Source organism: Rhodococcus sp. NPDC060090, assembly GCF_042729855.1.
Lineage (GTDB): Bacteria > Actinomycetota > Actinomycetes > Mycobacteriales > Mycobacteriaceae > Rhodococcus.
In genome coordinates this window covers 102648-128730 of the sequence record NZ_JBHWXB010000004.1, presented here as the reverse complement: position 1 = coordinate 128730, position 26083 = coordinate 102648, and the positions used below count along the sequence as shown (strand labels likewise).

The following is a 26083-nucleotide window of genomic DNA, read 5'->3' as shown; positions in this document are numbered from 1 at the left end:
GCACGCACCCCTTTCTGTGTGATGACCGTCTCACTAGCGTCTGTGTGAACTACACCTCACACGTACGACCAAGGAGTCGGCAGTGACCACAGCACCACTCAGCGAGAGTGACGTACCGGAGCGGCGAGAACCCACGCCGCAGGACTTCGTCGACATGCAGGCGAGCCCGGAGTTCCAGGAGTTGCGCAGCCGTTTGCGCCGGTTCGTCTTCCCGGTGACGGTGTTCTTCCTGGCCTGGTACGCCCTGTACGTTCTGCTCGCGACCTACGCGGCGGATTTCATGGCAACCAAGGTGATCGGCAACATCAACCTCGGCCTGATCCTCGGCCTGGGGCAGTTCGTCACCACGTTCATCATCACCGCCGTGTACGTGAAGTTCGCCGGCCGTGAGCTCGATCCGCGCTCGGCAGCGATCCGCGACGAACTGGAAGGGCCGCAGAAGTGACCGTACTTGCCCAGGGCAGCACCGACGTCGGTAGCCCGCTGCTCAACATCGCCATCTTCGTGGCGTTCGTCGTCGTCACGATGGGGCTGGTCATCAAGGCCAGCCGCACCACGAAGAAGGCATCGGACTTCTACACCGGCGGCGGCCAGTTCTCCGGTCCCCAGAACGGTTTCGCGATCGCAGGCGATTACCTGTCGGCGGCGTCGTTCCTCGGTATCGCCGGCGCCATCGCTGTCTACGGCTACGACGGATTCCTGTACTCGATCGGCTTCCTCGTCGCGTGGCTCGTCGCGCTGTTGCTCGTCGCCGAACTGCTCCGCAACACCGGACGATTCACGATGGCCGATGTGCTGAGCTTCCGACTCAAGCAGCGGCCCGTGCGGATGGCCGCGGCGCTGTCGACCCTTGCGGTGTCGCTGTTCTACCTGCTCGCCCAGATGGCCGGTGCCGGTGGCCTTGTCGCGCTGCTGCTCGACATCCAGGACAAGGCCGGACAGGCGATCGTCGTCGCCGTCGTCGGTGTGCTCATGATCGTGTACGTCCTCATCGGCGGCATGAAGGGCACCACGTACGTCCAGATGGTCAAGGCAGTCCTGCTGATCGCGGGCGCAGGCGTGATGTTCGTGCTCGTGCTGTTCGCGGTACGCGGCAACTTCTCGCAGCTGCTCGCCGACGCTCAGGCGATGGCATCCAGCTCCACGGACGAAGCGGTCGCCGGCCGCGACATCCTCGCTCCCGGAGCGAAGTACGGCATCAGCGGCATGACCCGGATCGACTTCATCTCCCTGGGCATCGCGCTGGTGCTCGGCACCGCGGGTCTGCCGCACGTGCTGATGCGGTTCTACACGGTGCCGACCGCCAAGGAAGCACGACGTTCGGTGACCTGGGCGATCGCGCTCATCGGCGCCTTCTACCTGTTCACCCTGGTCCTCGGCTACGGCGCCGCAAAGATGGTGGGCCCCGACGTCATTCTCAATGCCCCGGGCAAGGAGAACGCGGCCGCACCGCTGCTCGCCTACGAACTGGGCGGCACGATCTTCCTCGCCGTCATCTCCGCAGTCGCATTCGCCACGATCCTCGCGGTCGTCGCAGGTCTGGCGATCACGGCATCCGCATCGTTCGCCCACGACATCTACGCGAGCGTGCTCAAGCACGGTAAGGCGACCGAGGACGAGCAGGTGCGGGTCTCGCGCATCACCGTCGTCGTGATCGGCCTCGTCTCGATCGTGCTCGGCATCCTCGCAATGGGGCAGAACATCGCCTTCCTCGTGGCGCTGGCCTTCGCCGTTGCCGCCTCGGCGAACCTGCCGACGCTGCTGTACTCGCTGTTCTGGAAGAAGTTCAACACCACCGGTGCGTTGTTCAGCATCTACGGCGGCCTCATCAGCTGCCTGCTGCTGATCGTGTTCTCCCCGGCGGTGTCCGGCAGTCCGTCGTCGATGTTCCCGGATGTCGACTTCTCGTTCTTCCCGCTGTCCAACCCGGGCATCGTGTCCATCCCGCTCGCCTTCGGCCTCGGCATCATCGGCACGTACATCGGCCGCAACAAGCCGGAGGATTCGTTCAAGCAGGCGGAGATGGAGGTGCGCTCGCTCACCGGTGTCGGTGTCGAGAAGGCCGTGTCGCACTGAGAGGGTCGCACTGACGGTTCCCTACCCTTGCCCGAGCGAACGGCACCTTCGATCGATCTGATCGAGCGAAAGGTGCCGTTCGCTCTGTCGTGGGGAACGGTTTACGCTGCGGGCATGGCGAAACTCGAAGTCGCGACCGATCTTCCGCTCGACCCACAATCCGCGTGGGAGAAGGCATCCGACCTGGAAGCGTTCGGCGAATGGCTGAGCATCCACGACGGCTGGCGCGGCGAACTCCCCGACACACTCGAAGTCGGAGTGGCACTGCAGTCGGTGGTGTCGGTCAAGGGAATGCGCAACCGGGTGGAGTGGACGGTCGAGGAACTCGACGCACCGCACCACGTCGTGCTCCGTGGGTCGGGTAAGGGCGGCACCAAGTTCAAGATGCGGCTCGCTGTTGCCGACGCGGGGTCGGGTTCGCGGTTGACGATGAAGATCGAACTCGGGGGAGCGCCGCTGTTCGGACCCATCGGGTCGGGTGTGGCGCGCGCCCTCCAAGGTGACCTCGACGCCTCACTGCGCAAGTTTGCGGAACTCTACGGCTGACCGTGACTGAGCGAATGGCTCACCCGTCTCCTCAGACCTAGCGAACGATACATTCGCTCGAATGTGGGGGAGCGGTAGGACGCGGTTGGCACAATGAGACGATGCCGACCCGCACGATCGGGGACCGTCGTCTCACTCTGACGAACCTCGACAAGGTGCTGTACCCCCGCACCGGCACCGTCAAGGGTGAGGTGATCGACTACTACGTCGCCGTCGCCGAGGTCATGCTGCCACACGTCGTGGGTCGTCCCGGTACCCGTAAGCGCTGGCCCAACGGCGTCGACGAACCGGCCTTCTTCGAGAAGAACCTGGCGCCGCACGCGCCGGCGTGGCTCGACCGCCGCACGGTGCATCACAAGCAACGCTCGGTCACCTACCCGGTGTTCGACTCGGTGGCGGGTATCGCGTGGCTCGGGCAGCAGGCCTCGCTCGAGCTGCACGTCCCGCAGTGGCGGTTCGCCGGATCCACCCCCGGCCCTGCGACCCGGCTCGTGTTCGACCTCGATCCTGGGCCGGGCGCGGGGCTCTCGGAGTGCGCCGAGGTCGCGCGGTATGTGCGCGACATGGTCGCGGAACTCGGGTGGGAGACCTATCCCGTCACGAGTGGCAGCAAGGGTCTTCACCTCTACGTGCCGTTGGATCGGCAGTTGGGCTCCGACGGTGCGTCGACCGTCGCGCGACAGGTCGCGACGAATCTTGCGACGCTGCACCCGGATCTCGTCACCGCGACCATGGCAAAGGTGGTGCGCGGTGGGAGGGTGTTCGTCGACTGGAGTCAGAACAACGCGGCAAAGACGACGGTCGCGCCGTATTCGTTGCGTGGACGCGCCGAACCGTGGGTGGCGGCGCCGCGGAGCTGGGACGAACTCGACGACCCGAAGCTGCGGCAGCTCACGTTCGACGAAGTGCTCGAACGGGTCGCAGACCACGGTGATTTGCTCGCGGGCCTCGACCCCCCGCTCGGCGACACGCAGTCCGAAGACTCCGCCGCCGACGCGCTCACCGACTACCGGCGCAAGCGCAACGCTGGGCGTACCCCGGAGCCGATCCCGTCCCGTGTCGCCGAGACCGGCCACGACGATCGGTTCGTCATCCAGAAGCACCACGCCAGGCGCCTACATTACGACCTGCGACTCGAACGCGACGGCGTGCTTGCGTCGTGGGCGGTGCCGAAGAATCTCCCGGAGGACACCGGCCGCAACCATCTCGCCGTCCGTACCGAGGATCACCCACTCGAGTATCTGGACTTCCACGGCACCATTCCGTCCGGTGAGTACGGCGCCGGAACGATGACGGTGTGGGACACCGGCACCTACGACACCGAGAAATGGCGCGACGACGAGGTGATCGTGCGACTGCGCGGTGAGCGCATCGACGGCCGATACGCGTTGATCCGCACGGAGAAGGATCAGTGGCTCGCCCACCGGATGAAGCAACAGTCCAGCTCAGGGCGGTCGGAGGCATTTCCGGTCGATCTGCGTCCTATGCTCGCGACCGCGGGCGAGGTCGAGGACCTGGGCGGTTCGTCGTGGGCGTTCGAAGGCAAATGGGACGGATATCGCGCGATTGCCGAGGTGCACGACGGCGCAGTCCGGTTGCGTGCCCGATCGGGACGGGACGTGACCGAGGAGTTTCCCGCGCTCGCTGAACTTGCGGATGTCCTCGCCGGTCACGATGCCGTCCTCGACGGGGAGATCGTGGCGGTGGACGCGGAAGGTGTCACGAGTTTCGAGAAGTTGCAGCGCGGGGCGGTGCCGGAGTACCGGGTGTTCGACCTCCTCTACCTGGACGGCGTGTCGCTCGTGCGCAAGACGTACGACGACCGCCGCCGGGTGCTCGAGGCGCTCGCCGCGGTATCGGCGAAGCTGATCGTGCCGGAGCTGTTGACCGGGAACGGCGCCGACGCACTCGCCGCGAGTCTGGAGTACGGGTGGGAGGGCGTGGTCGCAAAGCGACGTGACTCGGTGTATCTGACCGGGAAGCGGAGCGCGGCGTGGGTGAAGGCGAAGAACTGGCTCACACAATCGGTGGTCATCGGCGGGTATCGCCGAGGTCAGGGTAACCGCGCGGGGTCGTTCGGATCGTTGTTGCTCGGTATCCCCGGCGACGACGGGCTCGTCTACGTGGGAAGGGTCGGCACGGGGTTCGACGACCGGGCTCTCGCGGCGCTGACGTCGTCGTTGCGGGAGCTGCGGCGCGACACGAGTCCCTTCGAGGACGAGCTACCGGCCGTCGATCGGCGCGACGCGGTGTGGGTGGCACCCGTGCTGGTGGGAGAGGTGCGGTTCGGGTCGTGGACCGAGGGTGGCCGACTCCGTCATCCGAGTTGGCGCGGCCTTCGCGACGATCTGGACCCGCAGGATGTGCACCGCGAATAGTGTCCGACTCGGTCATCGACTGGTAGTTGTCGGTGCAAAATCGTATGTTCTTCTGATACCGGACGTAATGGCTTTGTCGGGGAGCCACCGGTTCGTCAGACCGCTCAACGAAGGAACCCGACATGACGAGTGTGCTTGCACCCATCCGCACCTACTCCTCGCCGCAGCTCTCGGCCCGTGAAACCGAGATCCTCCGGGAGTGGCTTCTGTGCGAGTCCAAGTCCGAGACAGCGTCTCGTCTGTTCGTGACCGCGGCCACCGTGAGTACTCACATCGCCCGCATCCGCGACAAGTACATGCGGGTCGGGCGGCCCGCAAATACCAAGACGTCGCTGCTCGTGCGCGCGCTCCAGGACGGTGTCGTGTCCATCGACGAGCTGTAGCCGCCGATCCGTAGCCTGTCCCAACATGACCGTCCTGAAGTCCCTCGTTCTGTTCGCTGTGGCTGCACTGTTCGAAATCGGTGGGGCGTGGCTGGTCTGGCAGGGTGTGCGCGAGCATCGCGGGTGGATCTGGATGGGCCTCGGTGTACTGGCGCTAGGGGCGTACGGATTCGTCGCGACGCTGCAACCGGATGCCAATTTCGGCCGCATCCTCGCCGCGTACGGGGGAGTGTTCGTCGCGGGCTCGCTGCTGTGGGGTGTCGTGATGGACGGATTCCGCCCGGATCGCTGGGACATCGCGGGCGCGCTGGTGTGTCTCGCAGGTGTCGCCGTGATCATGTACGCGCCGCGGTAGCCGCGCGCCGAAGGGTGGCCGGGTACCCACCTCAGGGGATCTTCTGAGCGGCAGTCATAGTCCTGACACTGGGCGCATGACAACAACAACGAATACGGGCCCTCGCACCCGAACCCTGGCCTCACGCCTACTCGTCACCGGATACGGGGTGGGCGCGTATCTCATATTCCTCGCGGTGTTCCTGTACGCGATCGGGTGGGTCGAACGACTGGTGGTCCCCCGGAACATCGACGAAGGGCCGCGTGCCCCGGCCGGAATCGCCATCGTGATCAATCTGGCGTTGCTCTCGCTGTTCGCCGTGCAGCACTCGGTGATGGCCAGACCCTGGTTCAAGAAACGCTGGACCCGGATCGTGCCCGAACCCGCCGAACGATCGACCTACGTCTTGCTCGCCTCGGCCGCGCTGGCGCTCGTGATGTGGCAGTGGCGTCCACTCCCGCACCCGATCTGGGACATCGAGACCGGTCCGCTGCGAGTTCTGCTCTACGCGGTGTCGCTCGGCGGATTCGGGCTCGTGCTCGTCTCCACGTTCGCCATCAATCATTTCGACCTGTTCGGGTTGAGGCAGGTCGTCCGTCATCAGCTCGGAAAACCGCCCGCCGCGAACGCCTTCCGGATACCGCTGCTGTACCGGTCGGTGCGGCACCCGCTCTATCTGGGGTTCGTCGTCGCGTTCTGGGCTGCGCCGACCATGTCTGTCGGGCACCTGCTCTTCGCTGCGGTCACCACCGCGTACATCCTGGTGGCGATCAGGTTCGAAGAGCACGACCTCATCGCGACATTCGGTGAGCGATATCGCTCCTACCGGACCCACGTGCCGATGATCGTGCCATGGAAAGGGCTCAGCCGACGGTGACCCCGCCGGTCGCAGGCGTCGAATTGCACAGCGGGCCGCTCGCGAGGCTCACCGATCCGAACACGGTGGTCAGCACCTGGCCCGGCCCGGTATCGACCATCGCAGACAGGTTCGGGTACGCCCCGGTGAGGTCGACGATGCCGGTGCGTCCATTGTCCGGGTTGAGCCAGGCGACCGTCACCTGACCGGCGGCCGGTATCGGCCACACCGCCTGCGTCGTGGAGAACAGCACGTGGCCCGCGGCGATCCCGTGTTCCTCGTCGGGGCCGGGATGGGCTGCTACCGATGTGAGCGACGCGAGGCTGCCCTGATTGAGGCAGCCGATGGTGATCGCAGTACCCAGCGGTTGCGTCGGAGCCGCCGTGGCGACACCGGCGAACAGAACAGCGGCTGCGACGGGGGCTGCGAATGTGAGTGCTCGACTGGTGAATCGCACTGCAGACATGCTGCGGGCTCCTCAGAGGTGAGAATGACGTGTCCGGGTGCCGACCACAGTGCGTATTGCTCGCGTGGCGCGTCCCACGACCGAAAGACTTTCGTGATTCTATCGAGCAGTCGATCATCGAGGGGCGGTTTCGGGCACCGCAGTGTTGTTGCGGTCACAGGTGCGGAATCGTGATCGGTTAGCCTGGCCTAATGAAGTGGGAGAATTTTGTTGCCACGTTGGTCGCGCGTGAGCAGGTCGCCGAGCATCTGTTGCGTGCCCGCCTCGAGGTCGGGGAAGGGACCGGGAACGGTTACCTTCCGCTGGCTGCAGCCGACGAGTCGGTGGCGTTCTATCTCTCGCGCGACGCGGAAGAGCTGCACGCAAGACCCAGCGAAAATCCGAATGCCCTCGGCGGGTGGGAGATCGCCGACGAGGAGCGCAACGCCGGACACCGCAACTACACGGTGCGCTCCTACGACGCGGAGTCCCGCGAGATGGTGATCGACTTCGCCGAGCACGATCACGGTCCCGCGATCGAGTGGCTGCGCGCCGCGGAACCCGGCTGGCGTGTGCTGATGGCCGGTCCGCGCTCGTGGCACGCGCCCCCGCCCTCGGCGACCCGTCACGTCCTGGCCGGAGATCTCGCCGCGTTGCCGGCTTTGGCCAGAGTCCTGGAGCAGACAGACCCCGCAGTTCACGTGACCGTCGTTGCCGAGGTGCTCCACCGCAGCGAGCTCGAGTACCTGCCTGCTCGGGAGAACACTGAGATCGTCGAGCTCATCGGTACCGGAAACGGAGTGTCGCGCACACGACTGTCCGCTGCGCTCGCCGAGCTCGACCTGCCTGCCGACGGATACTGCTGGTTCGCGGGCGAGGCCGCCGACATCCGCGCCGCCAAGAAGCACCTGCGTTCACTCGGCTGGTCGCGCGACCAGTACGACATCGTCGGCTACTGGCGTGAGGATGCCGAGCGGTGGTCGGCGAAGTTCGAGGAGCAGGGCGACGAGTTGCGCGCGGTGTACTCGGGCGCGCTCGCAGAGGGGAAGTCGGTCGAAGAGGCCATGGATGTGTACGAGGCTGCTCTGGAGAAGGTCGGACTGTAGGCCTCGGCGCATGCTAACTTCTGCATGAAGTTATGCATGCGGAGGAGGGGTGATGGCAACGCTTCAGGTGCGTGATGTCCCGGACGAAGTCGCCGCGGTGATCGCGGAGAAAGCTCTTGCCGAGCACAAGTCGGTATCGGCGTATCTGCGGGATCTGATGGCGGCCGACGTTCGGCGGGAGTTGCAGCGGCGCGCCATTGCCGCGTGGGACGAGAAGTTGGAGCAGACGCAGCGGCGGCTGGCGATCTCCGGCAGGGCGACGATGTCCGGTGCTGAAGTCGTGCGAGACATTCGAGACGAGTACGACCGGGGAGAAAAGTGATCGTCGTCGATGCATCGGTGTGGGTCGATCTGTTGCGAGGGGCCTTGCCTGCCGGCTACGCGGACCGGATCCGTGCGGCAGGATGTGTGTCTCCGCCGCACGTGGACTTCGAGGTCGGCTCCGCGCTCCTCAGTCTGGTGCGTCGAGGGGAACTGGAGCACGATCAGGCGCGTGCGCTCATAGCTGCGTTCAGTGATCACCCTGTGGAGCGAATCCGTGAGCCGATCGATTCGGTGGCTGCAGTCGGGTTGATCGATAACGCCACGTACGCGGAGGCCTTGTACTTGGCGCTTGCCCGACGTCTCAGCTATCAGCTGATGACGCTGGATCGTGGCATGCAGAATGCTGCGAGGATCCATGGGGTGGAACTCGTGGACTCGCCCGGCTGAGTGTTCCCGCGCGCTTATCAGCTTCCCGCTTCAGCAATCGCTGACGCGGGAAGCTGCTTTTGTAGCGGGAGAGCGGCGTATGGAGAGTGTGTGCCCTCGGCAGGATTCGAACCTGCGACCTACCCTTTAGGAGAGGGTTGCTCTATCCCCTGAGCTACGAGGGCGCGCGCCCATCCGGCGGACCGAATCGCGGCGCGGTGTGAGTGTAGCGGTCGCTCTCCCGCGGTGACGAAGAGAGCGGAAAATCCGCCCTTTGTTACCGACCGGTTGGTTCGGTTCCCGCTCTGTGAGATCAGGAAGAGGTAACGCTGGACCTGGCGTATATCGTTTTGTTACCTTGAATCGCCAGGAACGGCCGGAACGTTACGAACCGGTCGAATCGGGACTACGAACGGGACAGCAACTGTGGCACGGCACCAGCGGACACGCGAAGATGCATCGGCATACGAGATCGGCCTGACGGCCGGACCGGCACAGCGTGGACGTCATCGCATCGAACCGACGGGCCCGTCGGCTCCTGCCAAGGCCGCGACCGTGGCGTGCGCCACGGGCGCCTTCATGGCCATCGGCGCGCAGTTCACCGCAGGCACCGCCGCTGCTCACCCCGGCCACGATCACGGACCGGTCCAGGCCGCGCCCGCTGCCCCGCAGCTTCCGTTCGAACTTCCCGCGGGCATCGAACTTCCGGCGATCCCCGGTATCACCACTCCCGCCGAGCAGGGCGCTCCGCAGCTGCCCGTCGAGGTCCAGGGCCTCGTCGACCAGTTCACCGGTGGCGGCAACTGGCTCAACGACCTCAACCCCATCAAGCCCAGCACGGTGCAGCCGGTCTCCGGCACCCTGACCTCGGACTGGGGCTCGCGCTGGGGTTCGCACCACGGCGGAATCGATATCGCTGCTCCCATCGGCACCCCGATCCAGTCGGCCTCCGACGGCACGGTCCTCGATGCGGGCGCCGCGTCCGGCTACGGCCAGTGGGTTCGCGTCCTCAACGATGACGGCACCACCGCCGTCTACGGCCACGTCGATACCTTCCAGGTCTCTTCCGGTCAGCGCGTGAGCGCGGGCCAGCAGATCGCCACCGTCGGTAACCGTGGCTGGTCCACCGGGCCGCACCTGCACTTCGAGGTGTGGGATGCGTCCGGCAACAAGACCAACCCGAACACCTGGCTCAGCGACCGCGGCGTCGTCGCCGACTGGAGCAGCTACCGCGCGGTCTGACCGTCACTTCCGAAAACTTCGAAACACACCCGGCCCTGCGGCCGGGTGTGTTTCGCATTCACAGGATGGACGTCGTGGGATCATGCGATTCGAGACGGACAGCGGTTAGGCTTGCGAAAACGTCCGACGGCACAGACCGGGAGAACCCGTGGGCACAGAGATTTCTGCTCGTTCGTTCACCGGGGCAGACCGCCGACAGTTCCGGCACAAGGTTCGTGAGTGCATGGGTGCGCTCGAACGCATGCTCCGTGATGGCGCATTCGCCGATGCGCACTCCTCGCCCGAGCCGCAGCTCGGCATGGAGATCGAATTCAACCTGGTCCAGAGCGACATGGCCCCGGCAATGTCCAACCTCGAAGTTCTCCAGGCGATCGACGACCATGCGGTCTTTCAGACCGAGCTCGGCCAGTTCAACGTCGAGATGAACGTCGAACCGGGCCCACTCACCGGCGACGCGACCCTCGAGATCGAGGATTCTCTTCGTCAATCCCTTCGGCGAGCCGACGAACGCATGCACCTGTTCGACGCCCAGCTCGTCATGATCGGGATGCTGCCGACACTCGAACTCGACCATCTCGGTCGTGATCGGATCACCGCGAATCCACGCTACGAGGCACTCAACGAGCAGATCTTCGCGGCCAGAGGCGAAGACATCGAACTCGACCTCGACGGTGTGCCCCTCCCAGGAACGGAGGAGATCGAACGGTTGCGCGCCGATACCAACTCGGTGGTGCCCGAAGCGGCCTGCACGTCACTGCAACTGCACCTGCGGGTGGCACCCGAAGACTTCGCGCCGCACTGGAACGCGGCGCAGTGCTTGTCGGGGGTGCAGGTGGCCCTCGCGGCGAACTCGCCGTTTCTGGCGGGCAAGGCACTGTGGCACGAGAGCCGGATTCCCCTGTTCGCCCAGGCAACCGACACGCGGCCGCTCGAGCTGAAGAACCAGGGTGTCCGTCCGCGGGTGTGGTTCGGGGAACGGTGGATCGAGTCCCCGATCGATCTGTTCGAGGAGAACTCCCGCTACTTCACTGCGCTACTCCCGGAGATCACCGATGCCGATCCCGCCGCCGAACTCGACGCGGGCCTGATTCCGCAACTGCGCGAACTGCAGATGCACAACGGCACCATCTACCGGTGGAACCGTCCCGTCTACGACATCAGTAACGGCCAGGCGCACCTGAGGATCGAGAATCGTGTCCTACCAGCGGGACCGACCGTGCTCGACACCATGGCGAACGCCGCGTTCTACTACGGATTGCTGCGGGCGCTCGTCGAGGACGACGACCCGTTGTGGCGGCGGATGAGTTTCGATGCGGCCGAAGAGAACCTGATCATCGGTGCCAAGCACGGACTCGAATCCCGTTTGTACTGGCCGAAATTGGGTTGGGTCGCTGCCGACGAACTCGTCCTGCGGCGATTGCTTCCGCTCGCCGACCGGGGTTTGGACTCGTTCGGTCTCTCGGCGCAATCCCGCGACCGCTACCTCGGCGTCATCGAGGGGCGGTGCCTGAACCGGCGCACAGGCGCCGCGTGGCAACGCGAGCACGTCGCACGACAGGAAGCAAGTGGGACCGACCGGAAGACCGCGCTCACCCGGATGATGCGTGACTACGTGGAGAACATGCTGACGGGAGCGCCGGTCCACACCTGGAGTTGACGGCCGATCAGATCCGCAGCGACCGCGCGACCACAACGGTGGGTGCCACCACCACCCGGTCGGTCGGTGGTTCGTAGCCGGGCACAACGCTCAGATCATCCGACAGGTCGATGATGCGCAGTCCCACTCGGTCTTCGAGGACGCTGAGAGTGAGAGTCACCTCGACCCCTTCCGGCCCGGCCCCCCAGAACCGGAATCCGAAATTTTCTGCCGGTTCGGCACGGTGCCCGTCGACGGTTGCGCCGTGAACGGTGGCCGTGGTGCTGTCGACCCACAGGCCGACGGCGTTCGCGCCTCGTGGAGACGACAGGCGCAGGCGGAGTTCGCGGGCACCGCCGGCCGACGTGTCGTCGAGCACCTCGACCTCGGGAGCCTGGAGAGGGGCGACGGGTGCTGGACCGTGTGCCATCTGCTCGTCGCGCCACGGGAATTCTACGGGCAGGGGACTTGCCTGGTCGATGAGTAGTTCGCGGCTCCACTCGGAGCGAGGGGAGTCCGGCGAAGCCCAGACCGCGGTGTCGAGATCGCTGTTGAGCGCGTACCACAGGTGTTCCTGCCGTGGCTCTGTCGCGCCGTCCCGGTTGAGGAATCCCGCGACGAGCGCGCAGACGAGTACCGATGCGAGGGTAGCGGTTCCGGCAACGCGAGTAACGGAGGCGATGCCGACAGAGGTGCGGGATGACGGAAGTACGGCTTCCCACAGCGTGAGGGTCAGGACGAACAACACCGCGACGAACACTCCGGCGAGGGGGGCACCGAACATGAGTCCGGCGTCGAACGACAGCACTACAGCGGGGACGAGGAGCACAGCGGCCGGGATCGAGCCGATCGCCACCGCTACTACCGGAAGCGGTGGACGGTCGACGACGAATCGGGCGACGTGCATGCCCACGAGGGCCGGCAATGCGGGCAGAACCAGCGCCGATGCGGCACCGCTGAACGGAAGCGCGACCGCTGCCACCACTGCGATCAGAACGAAGGCGCCGACGACGAGAGACCCTGCGGACAGGTGCTTGCGGGCCCACAGATAGGCCGTGATGAGCACACCCAGTGCTGCGACGACGGCGGCGAGTTCGTACATGCCCGGGCGGTAGGGCTCCGAGACGACGGGCGACGCCATCCCCGGAGCGAGCCGTTGGGCGAGCCACCACGGTAGCCACGCTGCGAGCGCCGTGGCTCCGACGGTGGCGACCGACACCCCAGCGGCGGCGGCCACGGACCAGATACTGGCCTCGGCTCGCCGGATCCGTGCGATGACGAGCCACCCGACCGCGACGAAGAACAATGCGGTCAGCGCAACCTCCACCCACCGCGCGTAGTAGAGCAACCCCCACGGCGTGGTGGTCACGACCTTTTCGCCTCCCGAATCGAGCTCGGTGAGGTCGGCGTCGATGAGAGAGTGCGCGGTGGCGAGGGCGATCTCGCCCATCTGTTGCAGTGACTCGTGGCTCAGCCGGTCGGGAGTGTCGAGTGGGCTGTGATAGAAGGCCGAACCTCGGGAGATCGCCGTGTCGTATGCGTGAAATCCGGCGTTGTCGAAATGCTTGAAGTCGGTGTCGTTGGGGAGCAGCTCGAATCCGAGTTGCGTGAGGGAATCCGCGCTGGCGTCGGGTGCGCCGGCAAGAGCCTCGATGAGGGCACCATTGGGGTCGGAGATACGAAAGGTGACGGGTGCGCCGGAGTTGCCGCGTGCTTCGTGGTTCAGGACGACAGTGGGTCCGAGGGACGGCGAGCGTGTGCTGGTGAACATGTCGGCGCCGAGAAGTCCGTCCTCCTCGCCGTCGGTGAGTAGGACCATGATGTCGTTGCGCGGCGGCGGTCCGGCGGTGATCGCGCGGGCGGACTCGAGGACGGTGCCGATGCCGATCCCGTCGTCCCCGGCGCCGGGCGAGCCCCGCACGGTGTCGTAGTGGGCGGCGAGCACGACCGTCCCGGTGGGATCCGTTCCGGGCAGAAGGGCAACGATGTTGTGCACTCGGGCACCGCGCTGCGTTGTTCCGTCTTGGGGAGAGAACCAGCCCACCCCACTCTTGACGGAGGTACGCCAGCCCAGTTCTTCCAGTTCGCCGACGAGGTACTCGCGGGCAGCTCGGTGAGCGGGGGAGCCCAGCACACGGGGTTCGGCGGAGACCGCTTCGATGTGGGTGGCGGCGCGGCCGGCACTGAAGACCTCGTCCGCAGCATCGGGTCCGAGCGGCGTCGCCGCGGCGGGCAGCAGCACCGTTGCGAGTCCGACGACGAGAAGAGCGAGCAGCGAGAGGAGGCTCGGCAGCCGGGGCAGAGCCCGAGCGTCGCCGGACGCAGTGGTGTCCATGGACCGAGCGTAGCGGTCAAAACGGGCAGAGCCCCGGCCGACAAGCCGGGGCACTGCCCATCAGTGGATCACTCGCGTTCAGGCGCCCGCGGGTGCCCAGCTGTCGGGGCCGAACACCTCGTAGTGGATGTTCTCGGCGGGTACGTTGCGCTCGAGGAGAGCCTCACGCAGCGACAGCATGAACGGGAGCGGCCCGCACAGGTAGGCGTGGGTCTTCGGGTCGAGCGGCAGGTCCGTGATGTCGGCGCGGCCGACGCGGATCGTCTCGAGCGGCTGACGTGCGCCGAGGTCCTCGTACCAGCGGTACACATCGGCCGACGGGATCCGTCCGACGAGTGTCGAGAGTTCATGCCGGTGTGCATGGTTGGCTGCGGACCGGTCTGCGTGCAACACCGAGATCGGGCGCTGATCGCCGACCTCCGCGAGATGCGAGAGCATGCCGATCATCGGGGTGCAGCCGATACCGGCCGATGCGAGAAACAGGGGGGCGTCCTCATCAGTGAGGACGAGGTCGCCGAACGGCGTGGTCACCTGAAGTTCATCGCCTTCGAAGAGATTCTGGAACAGGAAGTTCGAGACCTCACCAGCGGGAATGACCGTCCCGTCGGGAGCGGAGGAAGAGGCCACGCTCTTGACGGTGATGCGCCAGTCGCCCTGCGACGGGGCATTGGACAGGCTGTACTGACGGATCTGGCGGGCGCCGTCGGGCAGCTTGACGCCGACCGAAAGATACTGTCCTGGACGGAAAGTGGGAAGCGCAGCGCCGTCGAGTGAGGTGAGTACGAACGAGACGGTGTCGGCTGACTGGTATAGACGCTCGGCGACACGCACGGTGCGCCACACCTCTCCGACCTCGACGCCGGCAGCCTTGTAGAGGTCTGCCTCGAGGGATATGAGGGTATTCGCCATCAGCCAGTACACCTCGTCCCATGCCTTCGCCACCTCGGGAGTGACTGCGGCACCCAGTACTTCGACGATCGCCGCGAAGAGGTGCTTGTGCACGATCCAGTACTCGTCGGGCTTGATGCCGAGCGAGGCATGCTTGTTGGCGATGCGCGAGAGGATCGCTTCGACGCGGGCGGGATCGGGATCGAGCTGAAGCGTGGCGAATGCTGCGATCGAACCGGCGAGTGCCTTCTGCTGCTCACCCTGCTTCTGGTTGCCCCGGTTGAACAGGTCGCGCTCGAGTTCGGGGTGCGCCGCGAACATCTTCTTGTAGAAGAGGGGAGTGATATCGCCGATTGCCGCGCCGACGGCGGGCAGTGTCGCGGCGATGACTTCCTTGGATTCGGGCGAGAGAGTCATGGTGAACTCCATTTCCTGTCAGAGTGTGGGCTGGGTGAGGGTCAACAGGACCGGTTCGATCTTCGATGTGGCCAGGTCGGCGACGGTGATGTCGTCGAGCGTGGCGTAGAAGGCCTCCTGCGCATCGCGCAGTGCCTTCCTGAGTGTGCAGCCGTGGCGGAGAGGGCACGGGTTCGAGCCCTCGCAGTCGACCACTTCCTCGTCTCCTTCGAGCTGCCGCGCCAGCCATCCGATGGTGGCGGTGCGGCCGAGTTCGGTGATGGCCAGCCCTCCGCCTCGTCCGCGACGGGTAGTGACGACACCGAGCTCGCTCAGCCGGGCGACCACCTTCGTCGTATGTGCATACGACAGATGTAGCTGCTCGGCAACGAGTTTCGTTCTCGGTACGTAGTCCGCAGGGGATGCGGCCAGGTGCATGACAACTCTCAGTCCGAGATCGGTGAACTGGGTGAGTTGCATGCCCTCACGTTAGTTAATTTGCATCCAGAATGACAATTTAGTGTGACGTAGATCGCTGTTGGAATCTCGTTGTCTCGCTTAGGTCTCTGGCTACAGGGACGAAAGTCCATTCCACACCACATCGTTAGGGACTAGTCTCGATCTTGTGAAACCTCACGGTGAAACACCTCGGGACCACAACAATGTGACGGTCGGTGTGGATGGATCGCCTGCGGCCACCCGAGCGATCCGCTGGGCCGCGACCACCGCCGCCCAGCGCGGACTGTCTCTGCATCTGGTACACGCGGTCGACTTCGCCACCACGGGATGGGCCGCGACCCCCTTCGTTCAGTCCTCCTCGATATTCGAGTGGGCGGAGGACGATGCCCAGGTCGTTCTCGGCGAAGCCGAGCAGTTGGCGGAGGAGAGCGCCCCGGGCCTCGAGATCACCGCCGCGGTGGCCCTGACCGGAACCGCGAAATGGCTGGTCCGATTGTCGCAGGAGACTCGGATGCTCGTCCTCGGGGAATCCGGAAGCGGCCGTCTCGGCGAAGTGTTCCTCGGTTCGACGCCGGTGGCAGTGGTCGGCCACGCTTCATGCCCCGTCGTCGTCGTGCGCGGCGACGCGCCACCCGAACCCGACCGTCGACCCGTCGTTGTCGGAGTCGACGGCAGCCCGTTGAGCGAGAACGCCCTGGCGGCGGCATTCGAGGAGGCATCGTTCCGCGGCGTCGACCTCGTGGCTGTGCACATCTGGAGCGACATGAAGGTCGGAAGTCTCGAGGCGATGCCCCTCGAATTCGAGCCCCAGGCCCTCGAAGACATCGAGCGCGTGCTGCTCGGTGAGCGCCTGGCCGGCTACGGTGAGCGCTATCCCGATGTCACCGTCGTTCGCAAGGTCTACATCGACGGACCACGCACACATTTGCAGGCATGGAGCGAAAACGCGCAGCTGATCGTGGTCGGCAGCCGAGGCCGAGGCGGATTCAAGGGACTCGTCCTCGGTTCCACGAGCAACTCGCTCCTGCGTGAGGCCCACTGCCCGGTCATGGTTGTTCGTCCGGACGAAACCTGACGACGGTAGTGTTCGGGACACGGTCCACAGGCGTGCCCCGCACGCTGCAGAGTTGAGGTGTGTGCATGCGAATCGGAATGGGTTTGAACTACAGTGGCGGATTCGCCGAGACGGTCGCCGAGGTCGCCGACCTCGAGCGTGCCGGCCTCGACATCGTCTTCGTCCCTGAAGCCTATTCGTTCGATGCAGTGAGCCAGATCGGTTATATCGCCGCCAAGACCTCGCGAGTCGAGCTCGCGTCCGGCATCTTCCAGCTCTACACCCGCACGCCCACGCTGACCGCGATGACCGCGGCCGGCCTCGACTACGTGTCCGACGGTCGCTTCGTCATGGGTATCGGAGCATCGGGTCCGCAGGTCATCGAAGGCTTCCACGGCGTTCCGTACCACGCGCCCCTCGGGCGCACCCGCGAGATCGTCGAAATCTGCCGCAAAGTGTGGCGGCGCGAGAAGGTCGAGTACCAGGGCAAGTACTACCAGCTCCCGCTTCCCGAAGACAAGGGAACCGGGCTCGGTAAGCCGCTCAAGCTGATCAACCAGCCTGTGCGCGAACGGATCCCGGTGGTCATCGCGTCGATCGGCCCGAAGAACGTCGAGCTGACCGCCGAGATCGCCGAGGGCTGGGAGCCCATCTTCTACTACCCGGAGAAGGTTTCCGAGGTGTGGGGCGACGCGCTGGCCAAGGGCAAGGCCAAGCGCGACCCCGCGTTGGGTGAACTGCAGACCTACGTCCAGGTCGCACTCGCGATCGGCGACGACGTCGACCACATGATCGACTGGGTCCGGCCGATGCTTGCGCTGTACATCGGCGGTATGGGCGCCAAGGGCAAGAACTTCTACAACGATCTCGCCGTCCGCTACGGCTTCGAGAAGGAAGCGGCGCTCATCCAGGAGCTCTACCTGGACGGCAAGAAGGAGCAGGCGGCCGCGGCAGTGCCCGAGGATCTCGTGCGCGCCGTGTCGCTGATCGGCCCCGAAAGCTACGTGCGTGAGCGTGTCGCAGCTTTCGAGGAAGCCGGCGCTACGACACTGAATGTGACCCCGCTCGCCGGCGACACCGCCGGTCGGGTACGTCTGATCGAGCAGATGCGAAATATCTGTAGCTGACTCACGGAGAAAGGTTCCCGACATGAGCGAGACCAAGCCGATCGTCGTCGCGGTCGATGGGTCCGATGCGGCCTCGGGCGCGGTGATCTGGGGGGCCCGCGCGGCAAGTGCCCGATCGCTGCCGTTGCGCATCGTCACGGTCGTCCACGTCCCTTCGTTCTACTACTCGGAGCCCTACCTCGCGCAGAGCTTCCACGAGGAGATGAAGGCGACGGCCCGCGACCGGCTCGCCAATGCCGGGGTGCTCGCGCGGAAGGTCGTCGACGACAACAACGGATCGGTCGAGATCAGCACCGAGCAGATCGAGGGCAAGATCACCAACACCCTGATCGAGCTGTCCGAACACGCCGACCGAATGGTCGTCGGGTCGCGTGGCCTCGGCGAGGTCAAGGGCCTGCTCGCGGGATCGGTGTCGACGGCCCTGGCCGCCCACTCCGCGGCTCCCGTCGTCGTCGTGCGCGGTCGCACACTCGACGGAGCACCCCCGGCCGAAGGCCCCGTCGTGGTCGGAGTGGACGGGTCGGAATCCTGTCGGGCGGCCGTCGAGGTCGCATTCGAAGAGGCTGCCGCACGGCGCGCGACCCTCGTCGCCGTCAACGTGTGGAGCGATGTGAGCGTGCAGCCGTCGCTGGGCGCCGTCCCCGAAGACCCGCACTGGAGCCGCATCCAGACCGGCGAGGAGATCGTGCTCGCCGAACGCCTGGCCGGCTTCCACGAGCGGTATCCCGACGTTGTTGTCGAACGGATCGTCGCGCGCGACAGGCCCGTACGGGTGCTCAGTGAATATGCCGAGAGCGCACAGCTTCTCGTGGTGGGGTCGCGCGGGCGCGGAGGATTCAAGGGGTTGCTCCTTGGGTCCACCAGCAATGCGCTGATCCAGACCGCAGACTGCCCGGTGCTGGTCGCGCGGTCCGAGGTGGTCGGGGAGTAGGCGCCTGCCTCAGCAGTCGAAGGTGACGTAGGAGTAGGGAACTGAATGGTTGCGGTATCGAAGGGCTCGAAAACCGATCTCACCGATGTTCGGTACGAGATCGGCCTCGGAGCTGGAGCAGCGGGCGTAGCCGACCTGATGGTTGTTCTCCTCGCCGACAACGGGCGCGTCCGCAGCGACGACGACTTCGTGTTCTTCAACAACCCGAAGGCTCCCGGCGTCCAGCTCACGTCCGATACCTCCGCTGTCGTCGTACTGTCCGAGGTGCCTGCAGACGTCCAGCGGGTGCTCGTCGCCGCGAGTACCGAAGCGCAGGGACGAAGGTTCGGGGATGTGCCGGGAGTAGGCGTCGAAGTGCGAGGGCCGGGCCAGGCCCTCGAGTTCGCCCCGCCTGGATTGACGACCGAAACAGTCCTCCAGGTCGTCGCGCTGTACCGACGTGGTGACGGGTGGCGCCTCGACGCCATCGGGCAGGGGTATCAGGAGGGGCTCGCAGCGTTCGCGACCGATCACGGTATCTCTGTCGACGACCCGGGCGACCAACCGTCACCCGAACCCGTGAACACTTCGGCGCCTGCGCCTGCGCCTGCGCCTGCGGAGCGTCCGATCTCCTTCGAGAAGGTGCAGGTCTCACTCACCAAGGACTCACCCACCCAGAGTGCCCGGATCGACCTGCGGAAATCCCAGGGCGATCCGAACTGGGTGCTCACCGTCGGTCTCGAATGGGACGGGCGCCGTGCGATCTACGACCGGAACGGCAAGGTGAAGAAGTTCGGTACCGGCGACCTCGACGTCTACTTCTACTGTCGTGACGAAGAGACCGACAAGTACGTCGTGATCAGCGGAGATCCCGGACATCGCGGCGACCTTCAGACGTGGCCGTACATCCATCACTACGGCGACAGTCAAGGTCCTGGCCGTGGGAAGAAGCCTGCCGTCGAACAGGTTCGGGTGCTGCCGAACGAAAATGGGGATCTGCTCGTCAACATCTATCAGAGCGTCGACAACGGAGCGGGCGCGATCGATACATTCGGAAAGCCGCGCGTCGCAATCCGATACGGGCGCGCGGGACGCGACGGTCTGCCCGGCCCGGACGCCGACGAGATCCTCGTGTACGTGGGCAACGGAAAGGATTCGTACTGGGCGACGGTCGCTCACATCGACGTCCAGGACGGCGTTCTGACCGTGGACGGCGAGACCCGATACGGCGATCGGGGGAGTGAGCGCATGCCCGGGTTGGACTCGAGCAGTAGGTGGGTTCGTAAGCCGAAGGGCGGGCCCACCGGTCGGAGCAAGAAGCGGAACAATGGTCTGGGTCTCGACCGGTACAGCGGGAGTTGCCCGAAGTAGAAAGAAGCGGGCGCCCTGCGGGCGGCTGCGCCTGACCATGCGGAGACCCTACGGGTCCCTGAGCTTGCCTTCGGCCCCTTCCCCAACGCTGCCCGGTCGCCATACCCCGATAGACCGTCTCGGCCAGCACTTCTGGCCCCACGTCGGAGGTGACGCGTGGCTTGTACTGGACCCGGTCGGTTGTGTCGACCCGCGCGATCGGGTGCTCCACCGCCAGCTGTGGAGACGAAGGATACTGGCGCCCAGTCGGTTTCGTGCCAGGGAATGGAACCCCGGTACGCAGCGTCGATGCGCTGACGTCGGACCTGAGGAGATGAGCGACGAATGCCCGACGTGTCGCGGCTACCGGAACGGCCCGCGCACATGTCGAAGCGAAGCGAACACCTCGAGCCCCTCGACCTGGAGGTCGAGGGGCTCGAAGGTTACGACGTCAGTGAAGCCCCCGGCGGGCAGGGGATATGGTGGCCGGCGCGGCAGAATGCGCTCGCGGCTCGCTGCTGATTTACGCCTCTGAAGGGCGTGTGGATAGAATCCACCGTACGGTGCATGACAGCTCTTTCTGTCGTGTGCCCAGACCCCGGTTCGGTGTTAGCGCACCTGCCGGGGTCGACCTGTATTCAGGCCGGTGCAGGGATGATCTCACGTGGCGCGATCGGGGTCAACTCGAACGATTGTTCGGTTCGCTATGGCGTCTTACCGGCGAACCTGACCACGGCGCAGTTCTTTCCGGATTCCGGTACCGAGAATCATCTGTGCGGAATTTTGATCAGGGGAGTGGTGGAGGCATCTGCTGACCGTCCCACTATTCGGTGTTGCTGACTACCGGTACTCAGTGTTACTTTCTACCGGTAGTCAGTAACGCTGACTAGAAGGGAGGTGGGTAGTGGCCAACCAGATGACGGAGATGCTCAAGGGCGCGCTCGAAGGCATCGTCCTGGCAATTCTTGCCGAGAAGCCCGCGTACGGATACGAGATCACAGCGCACCTGCGAGAGCGCGGTTTCGTCGATATAGCCGAAGGCACGATCTACGCCTTGCTCGTCCGGATCGAGCGCCGCAAGATCGTCGATGTCGAGAAGGTCCCATCCGACAAGGGGCCTCCACGAAAGGTGTACTCGCTCAATCCACAAGGGCGACGCGAACTCGACGAATTCTGGAAGACATGGAGCTTCCTGGCGGAACGTATCGAACAACTTCACGAAGGAATGAAGTGATCATGACCAACTGGATCGAAACCATCACCGGATCGTTCGAGCAGAAGAAGCAGTACAAACAACACAAGGCGCGCCTTGACGCCCTTCCGGAACCGTACGCTGCCGCCGCAAAAGCCTTGCAGCGGTATATCTTGCACCACGGCAGCATCACCGACGGTGCGACCCTCGTCGCGATGATGGGCGACTTCGTCGACCTCTGGGAGCGAGCGGCCGTCGACGGTACGCCGGTGCGCGAGATCGTCGGAAAGGACCCGGTCGAGTTCGTGGAAACCTTCGCCGAGGCCTACGGCGGCAAGCGGTGGATCGACAAGGAGCGCGCCCGCCTGGTCAAGGCCATCGACGACGCGGAACGGCAACAGCGATGACCACGGCGACCGCGATCCGGGTGCAGCACCTGGAAAAGTCGTACAACGACCTGCACGTATTGCGCGGGGTCGACTTCGACGTCACACGGGGCAGCATCTTCGCCTTGCTCGGCTCGAACGGGGCGGGCAAGACCACTGTCGTGAAAATCCTGTCCACGTTGCTCCGGGCAGACACCGGCACGGCCACGGTCAACGGCTTCGACGTCGCTACCCAGGCCGGCGACGTGCGAGAGTCGATCAGTCTCACCGGGCAATTCGCGGCCGTCGACGAGATCCTCAGTGGGCGAGAGAATCTCGTGCTGGTCGCGAAACTGCGCCACGTCGAGAATCCGGGCGCGATCGCCGACCACCTCCTCGCTCGCTTCTCGCTCACCGACGCGGGAGACCGGAAAGCAGCCGAGTACTCGGGTGGCATGCGCCGACGCCTCGACATCGCGATGAGCCTGATCGGGGATCCGCCGGTCATCTTCCTCGACGAACCGACCACCGGCCTCGACCCTCAGGCACGTCTCGACGTGTGGCAGACGATCCGAGAACTCGCCGACAACGGCACCACCGTGCTACTGACGACGCAGTATCTGGACGAGGCCGAACAGCTCGCCGACCGGATCGCGATCCTGCACCAGGGCCGGATCATCGTCAACGGCACCCTGGCCGAACTCGAGGCACTGCTGCCGGCCGCGACCGTGGAGTACGTCGAGAAACGGCCCACCCTCGAAGAGATCTTCCTAGCGATCACCAGTGGCGACGGCAATGTCGGCACCAACACCGCCGACGACAATCGCACGAGCGAGGAGGAGCGAGGATGACCACCGCGTACTTCTACAGCGACACCACCGCGCTGACAGGCCGTTCACTACGCCATATCCTGCGCAGCCCGGACACCATCATCACGACCGCGGTCACCCCGGTCGCACTCATGTTGATATTCGTCTACGTGTTCGGCGGCGCGATCGACACCGGTTCGGAGTCGTACCTGAACTTCATGCTGCCCGGCATCCTTCTCATCACGATCGCGTCGGGTATTGCCTACACCTCCTATCGACTCTTCATGGATATGCAGGGCGGGATCTTCGAACGGTTCCAGTCCATGCCGATCGCCCGCTCCAGTGCGCTGTGGGCGCATGTGCTGACGTCGCTGGTCGCCAACATGGTCTCCCTCGCGGTCGTCGTCGGAATCGCCGTGGTGATGGGGTTCCGCACGGGTGCGAGCCCGGTGGCGTGGCTCGCGGTGGTGGGCATCTTGGGCCTGTTCACACTGGCGTTGACCTGGGTCGCGGTGGTTGCAGGTTTATCCGCGAAGACCGTCGACGGCGCGGGAGCGTTCGCCTACCCGCTGATCTTCCTGCCGTTTGTCAGTTCGGCGTTCGTGCCCACCGACACCATGCCCGGCCCGGTGCAGTGGTTCGCGGAGAATCAGCCGGTGACCTCGATCGTCAACACCATTCGCGATCTGTTCGCCCAGCAACCGGTGGGCAACGACATCTGGATCGCGCTCGCGTGGTGTGTCGGTATCCTCATCGCCGCGTATGTTGCCGCGGGAGCGGTCTACCGCCGCAAGATCCGCTGAGATGTAGAGACGCGCACACACCGCCTTCACCGCCGCGAGTCGGGGCGACTTCTCTCGGCAGCATCGAATGCCGGCGCGAGGGGGGACAGTGCTGCACGGAGTTCATCGGAAAGCGCGCCGGACACCGTGACCAGCCCGCTGGTACCGAGGGCATCGGTGGCGGGTCGTAGCCACTCCTCGAGTGCGATGCGAACCGCGGCCGCCGCGCTCGCGGCGAGTACGTGGGCTGCGCGCCTGTCGGCGCCGTCGAGTCGGTCGGCGATGGCGTCGGCGAGGGGTTGCTCCATGGCACGTGTGGAGCCCAGGAACACCTCTCGGAGGGCCGGGCGGGTGGTGATCAGCAGTAGTGCGTCGCGACGTTCTTCGCCTGGGTCGGTGTACTGGGTGACGATCGCGTCGGTGATGGCATCGGAAAGTCTGGTGGTCGAAGGTTGTGCTGTAACTGCCGCTGCGACTTGCGCTTCGCGTTCGGCGGTGACCGCCGCGACGATCGCGTGCTCTCGGCTGGGGAAGTAGTTGTTGTAGGTCCTGGGCGAGACACCGGCTGCCTCGGCGATGTCCTCGACGCGTACGTTCTCCGGCCCGTGTTCGAGAGCCAGCTGCAGTGCCGATTCGCGCAATGCCCGGCGGGTGTTCTGCTTTTTTCGCTCTCGTAATCCGAGCTGGTTCGTCGTCACGGAACCATCATGACTGGAGAATGTACGCGCCCGCAATATTGCGTGCACGCAGTATTTATGTACTGTGGGCTTTGAATCGACGGAGCGGGGAAGGAAGCAGTGCGTATGCGGGGCAAGGGAATGACATACGACACCGGCTTTATCCGGAAAGGCAGGATCTCACGTGAGGAGTTCGATCCAGAGGTCGTCAGGCGCGAACTCGCCATCATTCGCAACGATCTGCACTGCACCGCCGTCCAGATCACAGGAGGTGATCCCGACCGCCTCGAGTTCGCGGCCCGCTGTGCCGCCGAGTCGGGCCTGGAAGTGTGGTTTTCCCCTTATCCCTTGGAACTGACTTCCGATGAGATCCTGGCTCTGTTCACCGAGTGCGCCGAGCGGGCCGAACAGCTCCGACGCGCAGGAGTCGAGGTCGTGTTCGTCGCCGGTGTCGAGCTGAGCATCATGAACCGGGGATTCATCGCTGGCGACAGCACGTCGGAGCGACTGGACAACCTACTCGGAGTCCCGGAGGCCAGGCCCGCCCGGTTCGCCGATGTGAGCGCTCGTCTCAACGACTTCTTCCGTACAGCGTTGCCGATCGTGCGCGCACACTTCCTGGGAAAGGTCACCTACGCCTGCATACAGTTCGAGCAGATCGACTGGGCGCCTTTCGACTACCTGTCGATCGAGCTGATCCGGTCGGCCGAGGTCGCGGACCGCTTCCGCGACGGTGTGCGCGCGTTGGTTGCGCAAGGAAAACCATTGGCCGTCACCGGATTCGGGACAGCGACTTGGCGCGGTTCCGGCGACCTGGCGCCGCGCAGCATGGAGATCGTCGAGCACGACGAGAACGGTGATCCGCTTCGGTTGAATGGGCACTACACACGTGACGAGGCCGGCCAAGCCACGTATCTGCGTGAGCTGTTGGAAATCTTCGACACGGAGGGTGTCGACAGCGCCTTCGTGTTCCTCTTCGCGCTCCACAGTCACCCCCACCGTCCCGACGGTGATCCGCGCGAGGATCTCGACCTTGCCAGCCTCGGGATCGTCAAGGTCCTCGAAGGGCGCCGCGGGCAGACGTACCCCGATATGGCGTGGGAACCCAAGGAAGCGTTCACTGCGGTGGCCGAGCATTACCGTGCGCACTGACGACGCCTCTGATGCCGCACTCGACGGCATGTCACGGCCGGTACATGTCTCGATCGAACACAGGTGGGCGCGCACCACCGGAACCGCGGGCGACGTGGCACCGAGGTGGAATCAGGACACCCCCACAAGTCCAGCACCGAAGGCTTGCAGGGATTCTGAGATGAACAAGCCATGAAAGAGTGAGCGGATGAAACGCGTATACGTCGTCACACACACTGAGGCAATGCACCACGTCGAAGGTCTCGTCGGTGGCTGGCACGATTCCGAACTGACCGCTCGCGGAGTCGAAGACGCTTGTGCCACTGCAGCACGGTTGCGTGAGATCATTCCAACCGATCGAGTGCCCGCGCTGTATACATCGGATCTCGCACGCGCCCGTCAAACCGCTCGTCCCATCGCAGACTTGTTCGGAATCGAACCGGTGTTACTTCGGGACCTACGGGAGAAGTCTTATGGAGTCGCAGGCGGGCGCCCACAAGCATGGCTCGATTCTCGGTTTGCACCTCCGCCTCGTGTCGGTGAGCGTTTGGACCACGACGAAGGGATCGAGGCCGCGGAGACGAAGCTGGAGTGGGTTACCCGTGTCTACCGAGCCGTCGACCGCATCACTCAGGACAACTCCGACGATCTCATTGTTGTCACCCACGGTGGTTCCCTCAGCTGGGTCATTGCGGCTTGGCAACGACTGCCGATGAGTGCCTGTGCTTACGCCTCTTTCCGAGGCAGGCCTGGGAGCATCACCATTCTCGAGGAAGACGACTATTTTTATAACCGCACATTGCATACTCTCGGGGACGTCGGCCACATTCCGTAGACTTCGATGGTCCGATAGCGTCGGGGCACCCCTTCCGCATTTGCGCAGTTCTACGGCTTCAGAACTGTCAAGATAACGGTT

The 26083-nt window shown here is 64.9% G+C and carries 28 protein-coding genes and 1 tRNA gene; 23 read left to right on the top strand and 6 right to left on the bottom strand.

The window, feature by feature from the left end:
- Positions 1–82: 82 nt before the first annotated feature.
- The 7 genes from ACFWCF_RS07125 (at position 83) to mddA (ending at position 6594) form a co-directional block, all read left to right on the top strand.
- Positions 83–445 carry a DUF485 domain-containing protein gene (locus ACFWCF_RS07125; RefSeq protein ID WP_378558962.1) on the top strand — a complete coding sequence of 121 codons (363 nt, stop codon included), beginning with the start codon at positions 83–85 and terminating at the stop codon, positions 443–445.
- Positions 442–2076, top strand: coding sequence for a cation acetate symporter (locus tag ACFWCF_RS07120; protein WP_378558959.1), 1635 nt, complete (start codon positions 442–444; stop codon positions 2074–2076). Before ACFWCF_RS07125 ends, ACFWCF_RS07120 begins: the two co-directional genes overlap by 4 nt.
- Positions 2077–2190: 114 nt before the next feature.
- Positions 2191–2622 (top strand): SRPBCC family protein, encoded by a 432-nt coding sequence (locus ACFWCF_RS07115; RefSeq protein ID WP_378558956.1) that lies wholly within the window; start codon positions 2191–2193, stop codon positions 2620–2622.
- A gap of 101 nt (positions 2623–2723) precedes the next feature.
- Positions 2724–5000 (top strand): ATP-dependent DNA ligase, encoded by a 2277-nt coding sequence (locus tag ACFWCF_RS07110; protein ID WP_378558953.1) that lies wholly within the window; start codon positions 2724–2726, stop codon positions 4998–5000.
- A gap of 122 nt (positions 5001–5122) precedes the next feature.
- Complete coding sequence (locus ACFWCF_RS07105; protein ID WP_378489251.1) at positions 5123–5383, top strand: LuxR C-terminal-related transcriptional regulator; 261 nt, start codon at positions 5123–5125, stop codon at positions 5381–5383.
- A gap of 25 nt (positions 5384–5408) precedes the next feature.
- Positions 5409–5738, top strand: a complete 330-nt coding sequence (locus ACFWCF_RS07100; RefSeq protein WP_378489252.1) for a YnfA family protein — start codon at positions 5409–5411, stop codon at positions 5736–5738.
- A 76-nt stretch (positions 5739–5814) separates the two neighbouring features.
- Positions 5815–6594, top strand: coding sequence for a methanethiol S-methyltransferase (gene mddA / locus ACFWCF_RS07095; RefSeq protein ID WP_378558950.1), 780 nt, complete (start codon positions 5815–5817; stop codon positions 6592–6594).
- On the opposite strand, the gene ACFWCF_RS07090 is transcribed toward mddA, so the two are convergent.
- Positions 6581–7039, bottom strand: a complete 459-nt coding sequence (locus tag ACFWCF_RS07090) for a hypothetical protein (protein ID WP_378558947.1) — start codon at positions 7037–7039, stop codon at positions 6581–6583. The two genes, mddA and ACFWCF_RS07090, sit on opposite strands and share 14 nt — an antisense overlap.
- Before the next feature lie 191 nt (positions 7040–7230).
- Between ACFWCF_RS07090 and ACFWCF_RS07085 the strand changes: the two genes are divergently transcribed.
- From ACFWCF_RS07085 to ACFWCF_RS07075, 3 genes are read left to right on the top strand one after another with little or no spacing between them, the layout of a single operon-like run.
- Positions 7231–8124 (top strand): siderophore-interacting protein, encoded by an 894-nt coding sequence (locus ACFWCF_RS07085; protein ID WP_378489255.1) that lies wholly within the window; start codon positions 7231–7233, stop codon positions 8122–8124.
- Positions 8125–8176: 52 nt separating this feature from the next.
- The gene (locus ACFWCF_RS07080; protein ID WP_378558944.1) at positions 8177–8446 is read left to right on the top strand and encodes a hypothetical protein; all 270 of its coding nucleotides are present in this window, start codon (positions 8177–8179) and stop codon (positions 8444–8446) included.
- The gene (locus ACFWCF_RS07075; RefSeq protein ID WP_378558942.1) at positions 8443–8835 is read left to right on the top strand and encodes a type II toxin-antitoxin system VapC family toxin; all 393 of its coding nucleotides are present in this window, start codon (positions 8443–8445) and stop codon (positions 8833–8835) included. Before ACFWCF_RS07080 ends, ACFWCF_RS07075 begins: the two co-directional genes overlap by 4 nt.
- Positions 8836–8926: 91 nt before the next feature.
- Here the strand turns inward: ACFWCF_RS07075 and ACFWCF_RS07070 are convergent.
- Positions 8927–8999: transfer RNA gene (locus tag ACFWCF_RS07070), tRNA-Arg, on the bottom strand.
- A gap of 241 nt (positions 9000–9240) precedes the next feature.
- On the opposite strand from ACFWCF_RS07070, the gene ACFWCF_RS07065 reads away from it, so the two are divergent.
- Both ACFWCF_RS07065 and ACFWCF_RS07060 read left to right on the top strand, forming a co-directional pair.
- Positions 9241–10056 carry a peptidoglycan DD-metalloendopeptidase family protein gene (locus ACFWCF_RS07065; RefSeq protein ID WP_378558939.1) on the top strand — a complete coding sequence of 272 codons (816 nt, stop codon included), beginning with the start codon at positions 9241–9243 and terminating at the stop codon, positions 10054–10056.
- 148 nt (positions 10057–10204) lie between these two features.
- Positions 10205–11713: a glutamate-cysteine ligase family protein gene (locus ACFWCF_RS07060; protein WP_378558936.1), complete on the top strand. Its 1509-nt coding sequence runs from the start codon at positions 10205–10207 to the stop codon at positions 11711–11713.
- A gap of 7 nt (positions 11714–11720) precedes the next feature.
- Here ACFWCF_RS07060 and ACFWCF_RS07055 read toward each other — a convergent pair whose 3' ends face one another.
- The 3 genes from ACFWCF_RS07055 to ACFWCF_RS07045 all read right to left on the bottom strand — a co-directional run bounded on the left by ACFWCF_RS07055 (position 11721) and on the right by ACFWCF_RS07045 (position 15791).
- Complete coding sequence (locus ACFWCF_RS07055) at positions 11721–14027, bottom strand: M28 family peptidase (protein WP_378558934.1); 2307 nt, start codon at positions 14025–14027, stop codon at positions 11721–11723.
- A 78-nt stretch (positions 14028–14105) separates the two neighbouring features.
- Positions 14106–15332 (bottom strand): globin domain-containing protein, encoded by a 1227-nt coding sequence (locus ACFWCF_RS07050; RefSeq protein WP_378558931.1) that lies wholly within the window; start codon positions 15330–15332, stop codon positions 14106–14108.
- Positions 15333–15350: 18 nt separating this feature from the next.
- Positions 15351–15791 (bottom strand): RrF2 family transcriptional regulator, encoded by a 441-nt coding sequence (locus ACFWCF_RS07045; RefSeq protein WP_378558928.1) that lies wholly within the window; start codon positions 15789–15791, stop codon positions 15351–15353.
- Between the two features lie 145 nt (positions 15792–15936).
- Between ACFWCF_RS07045 and ACFWCF_RS07040 the strand changes: the two genes are divergently transcribed.
- The 9 genes from ACFWCF_RS07040 to ACFWCF_RS07000 all read left to right on the top strand — a co-directional run bounded on the left by ACFWCF_RS07040 (position 15937) and on the right by ACFWCF_RS07000 (position 23380).
- Entirely contained in the window at positions 15937–16845 is a 909-nt protein-coding gene (locus ACFWCF_RS07040) for a universal stress protein (RefSeq protein WP_378558926.1), read from the top strand.
- 65 nt (positions 16846–16910) lie between these two features.
- A complete protein-coding gene (locus ACFWCF_RS07035; RefSeq protein WP_378558923.1) occupies positions 16911–17951 on the top strand; it encodes an LLM class F420-dependent oxidoreductase in 1041 nt (346 codons plus the stop codon).
- Between the two features lie 22 nt (positions 17952–17973).
- Positions 17974–18882, top strand: a complete 909-nt coding sequence (locus tag ACFWCF_RS07030) for a universal stress protein (RefSeq protein ID WP_378558920.1) — start codon at positions 17974–17976, stop codon at positions 18880–18882.
- A gap of 45 nt (positions 18883–18927) precedes the next feature.
- Positions 18928–20232, top strand: coding sequence for a TerD family protein (locus ACFWCF_RS07025; RefSeq protein ID WP_378558917.1), 1305 nt, complete (start codon positions 18928–18930; stop codon positions 20230–20232).
- Positions 20233–20556: 324 nt separating this feature from the next.
- Positions 20557–20733 (top strand): hypothetical protein, encoded by a 177-nt coding sequence (locus ACFWCF_RS07020; RefSeq protein WP_378558915.1) that lies wholly within the window; start codon positions 20557–20559, stop codon positions 20731–20733.
- 382 nt (positions 20734–21115) lie between these two features.
- Positions 21116–21445, top strand: coding sequence for a PadR family transcriptional regulator (locus tag ACFWCF_RS07015; protein ID WP_378558912.1), 330 nt, complete (start codon positions 21116–21118; stop codon positions 21443–21445).
- A gap of 2 nt (positions 21446–21447) precedes the next feature.
- Positions 21448–21810 carry a DUF1048 domain-containing protein gene (locus ACFWCF_RS07010; protein ID WP_378558909.1) on the top strand — a complete coding sequence of 121 codons (363 nt, stop codon included), beginning with the start codon at positions 21448–21450 and terminating at the stop codon, positions 21808–21810.
- Entirely contained in the window at positions 21807–22619 is an 813-nt protein-coding gene (locus tag ACFWCF_RS07005) for an ABC transporter ATP-binding protein (RefSeq protein ID WP_378558906.1), read from the top strand. The genes ACFWCF_RS07010 and ACFWCF_RS07005 overlap by 4 nt, the downstream gene beginning before the upstream one ends.
- Entirely contained in the window at positions 22616–23380 is a 765-nt protein-coding gene (locus tag ACFWCF_RS07000) for an ABC transporter permease (RefSeq protein ID WP_378558903.1), read from the top strand. Before ACFWCF_RS07005 ends, ACFWCF_RS07000 begins: the two co-directional genes overlap by 4 nt.
- 26 nt (positions 23381–23406) lie before the next feature.
- Here the strand turns inward: ACFWCF_RS07000 and ACFWCF_RS06995 are convergent, their stop codons facing one another.
- Positions 23407–24057 carry a TetR/AcrR family transcriptional regulator gene (locus ACFWCF_RS06995; RefSeq protein ID WP_378558901.1) on the bottom strand — a complete coding sequence of 217 codons (651 nt, stop codon included), beginning with the start codon at positions 24055–24057 and terminating at the stop codon, positions 23407–23409.
- Positions 24058–24177: 120 nt separating this feature from the next.
- On the opposite strand from ACFWCF_RS06995, the gene ACFWCF_RS06990 reads away from it, so the two are divergent.
- Together ACFWCF_RS06990 and ACFWCF_RS06985 are read left to right on the top strand one after the other, a co-directional pair.
- Positions 24178–25188, top strand: coding sequence for a hypothetical protein (locus ACFWCF_RS06990; RefSeq protein WP_378558898.1), 1011 nt, complete (start codon positions 24178–24180; stop codon positions 25186–25188).
- Between the two features lie 187 nt (positions 25189–25375).
- Positions 25376–26002, top strand: coding sequence for a histidine phosphatase family protein (locus tag ACFWCF_RS06985; protein ID WP_378558896.1), 627 nt, complete (start codon positions 25376–25378; stop codon positions 26000–26002).
- Positions 26003–26083 lie beyond the last annotated feature (81 nt).

What these genes read in the sequence shown, in the direction of transcription:
- ACFWCF_RS07090 (WP_378558947.1), bottom strand. Translation starts at nt 7,039, where the DNA reads ATGTCTGCAGTGCGATTCACCAGTCGAGCACTCACATTCGCAGCCCCC.
- ACFWCF_RS06985 (WP_378558896.1), top strand. Translation starts at nt 25,376, where the DNA reads ATGAAACGCGTATACGTCGTCACACACACTGAGGCAATGCACCACGTC.
- ACFWCF_RS06990 (WP_378558898.1), top strand. Translation starts at nt 24,178, where the DNA reads ATGACATACGACACCGGCTTTATCCGGAAAGGCAGGATCTCACGTGAG.
- mddA (WP_378558950.1), top strand. Translation starts at nt 5,815, where the DNA reads ATGACAACAACAACGAATACGGGCCCTCGCACCCGAACCCTGGCCTCA.
- ACFWCF_RS07050 (WP_378558931.1), bottom strand. Translation starts at nt 15,332, where the DNA reads ATGACTCTCTCGCCCGAATCCAAGGAAGTCATCGCCGCGACACTGCCC.
- ACFWCF_RS07000 (WP_378558903.1), top strand. Translation starts at nt 22,616, where the DNA reads ATGACCACCGCGTACTTCTACAGCGACACCACCGCGCTGACAGGCCGT.
- ACFWCF_RS07030 (WP_378558920.1), top strand. Translation starts at nt 17,974, where the DNA reads ATGAGCGAGACCAAGCCGATCGTCGTCGCGGTCGATGGGTCCGATGCG.
- ACFWCF_RS07105 (WP_378489251.1), top strand. Translation starts at nt 5,123, where the DNA reads ATGACGAGTGTGCTTGCACCCATCCGCACCTACTCCTCGCCGCAGCTC.
- ACFWCF_RS07020 (WP_378558915.1), top strand. Translation starts at nt 20,557, where the DNA reads ATGCCCGACGTGTCGCGGCTACCGGAACGGCCCGCGCACATGTCGAAG.
- ACFWCF_RS07035 (WP_378558923.1), top strand. Translation starts at nt 16,911, where the DNA reads ATGCGAATCGGAATGGGTTTGAACTACAGTGGCGGATTCGCCGAGACG.
- ACFWCF_RS07005 (WP_378558906.1), top strand. Translation starts at nt 21,807, where the DNA reads ATGACCACGGCGACCGCGATCCGGGTGCAGCACCTGGAAAAGTCGTAC.
- ACFWCF_RS07100 (WP_378489252.1), top strand. Translation starts at nt 5,409, where the DNA reads ATGACCGTCCTGAAGTCCCTCGTTCTGTTCGCTGTGGCTGCACTGTTC.
- ACFWCF_RS07085 (WP_378489255.1), top strand. Translation starts at nt 7,231, where the DNA reads ATGAAGTGGGAGAATTTTGTTGCCACGTTGGTCGCGCGTGAGCAGGTC.
- ACFWCF_RS07055 (WP_378558934.1), bottom strand. Translation starts at nt 14,027, where the DNA reads ATGGACACCACTGCGTCCGGCGACGCTCGGGCTCTGCCCCGGCTGCCG.
- ACFWCF_RS07110 (WP_378558953.1), top strand. Translation starts at nt 2,724, where the DNA reads ATGCCGACCCGCACGATCGGGGACCGTCGTCTCACTCTGACGAACCTC.
- ACFWCF_RS07025 (WP_378558917.1), top strand. Translation starts at nt 18,928, where the DNA reads ATGGTTGCGGTATCGAAGGGCTCGAAAACCGATCTCACCGATGTTCGG.
- ACFWCF_RS07080 (WP_378558944.1), top strand. Translation starts at nt 8,177, where the DNA reads ATGGCAACGCTTCAGGTGCGTGATGTCCCGGACGAAGTCGCCGCGGTG.
- ACFWCF_RS07045 (WP_378558928.1), bottom strand. Translation starts at nt 15,791, where the DNA reads ATGCAACTCACCCAGTTCACCGATCTCGGACTGAGAGTTGTCATGCAC.
- ACFWCF_RS07115 (WP_378558956.1), top strand. Translation starts at nt 2,191, where the DNA reads ATGGCGAAACTCGAAGTCGCGACCGATCTTCCGCTCGACCCACAATCC.
- ACFWCF_RS07010 (WP_378558909.1), top strand. Translation starts at nt 21,448, where the DNA reads ATGACCAACTGGATCGAAACCATCACCGGATCGTTCGAGCAGAAGAAG.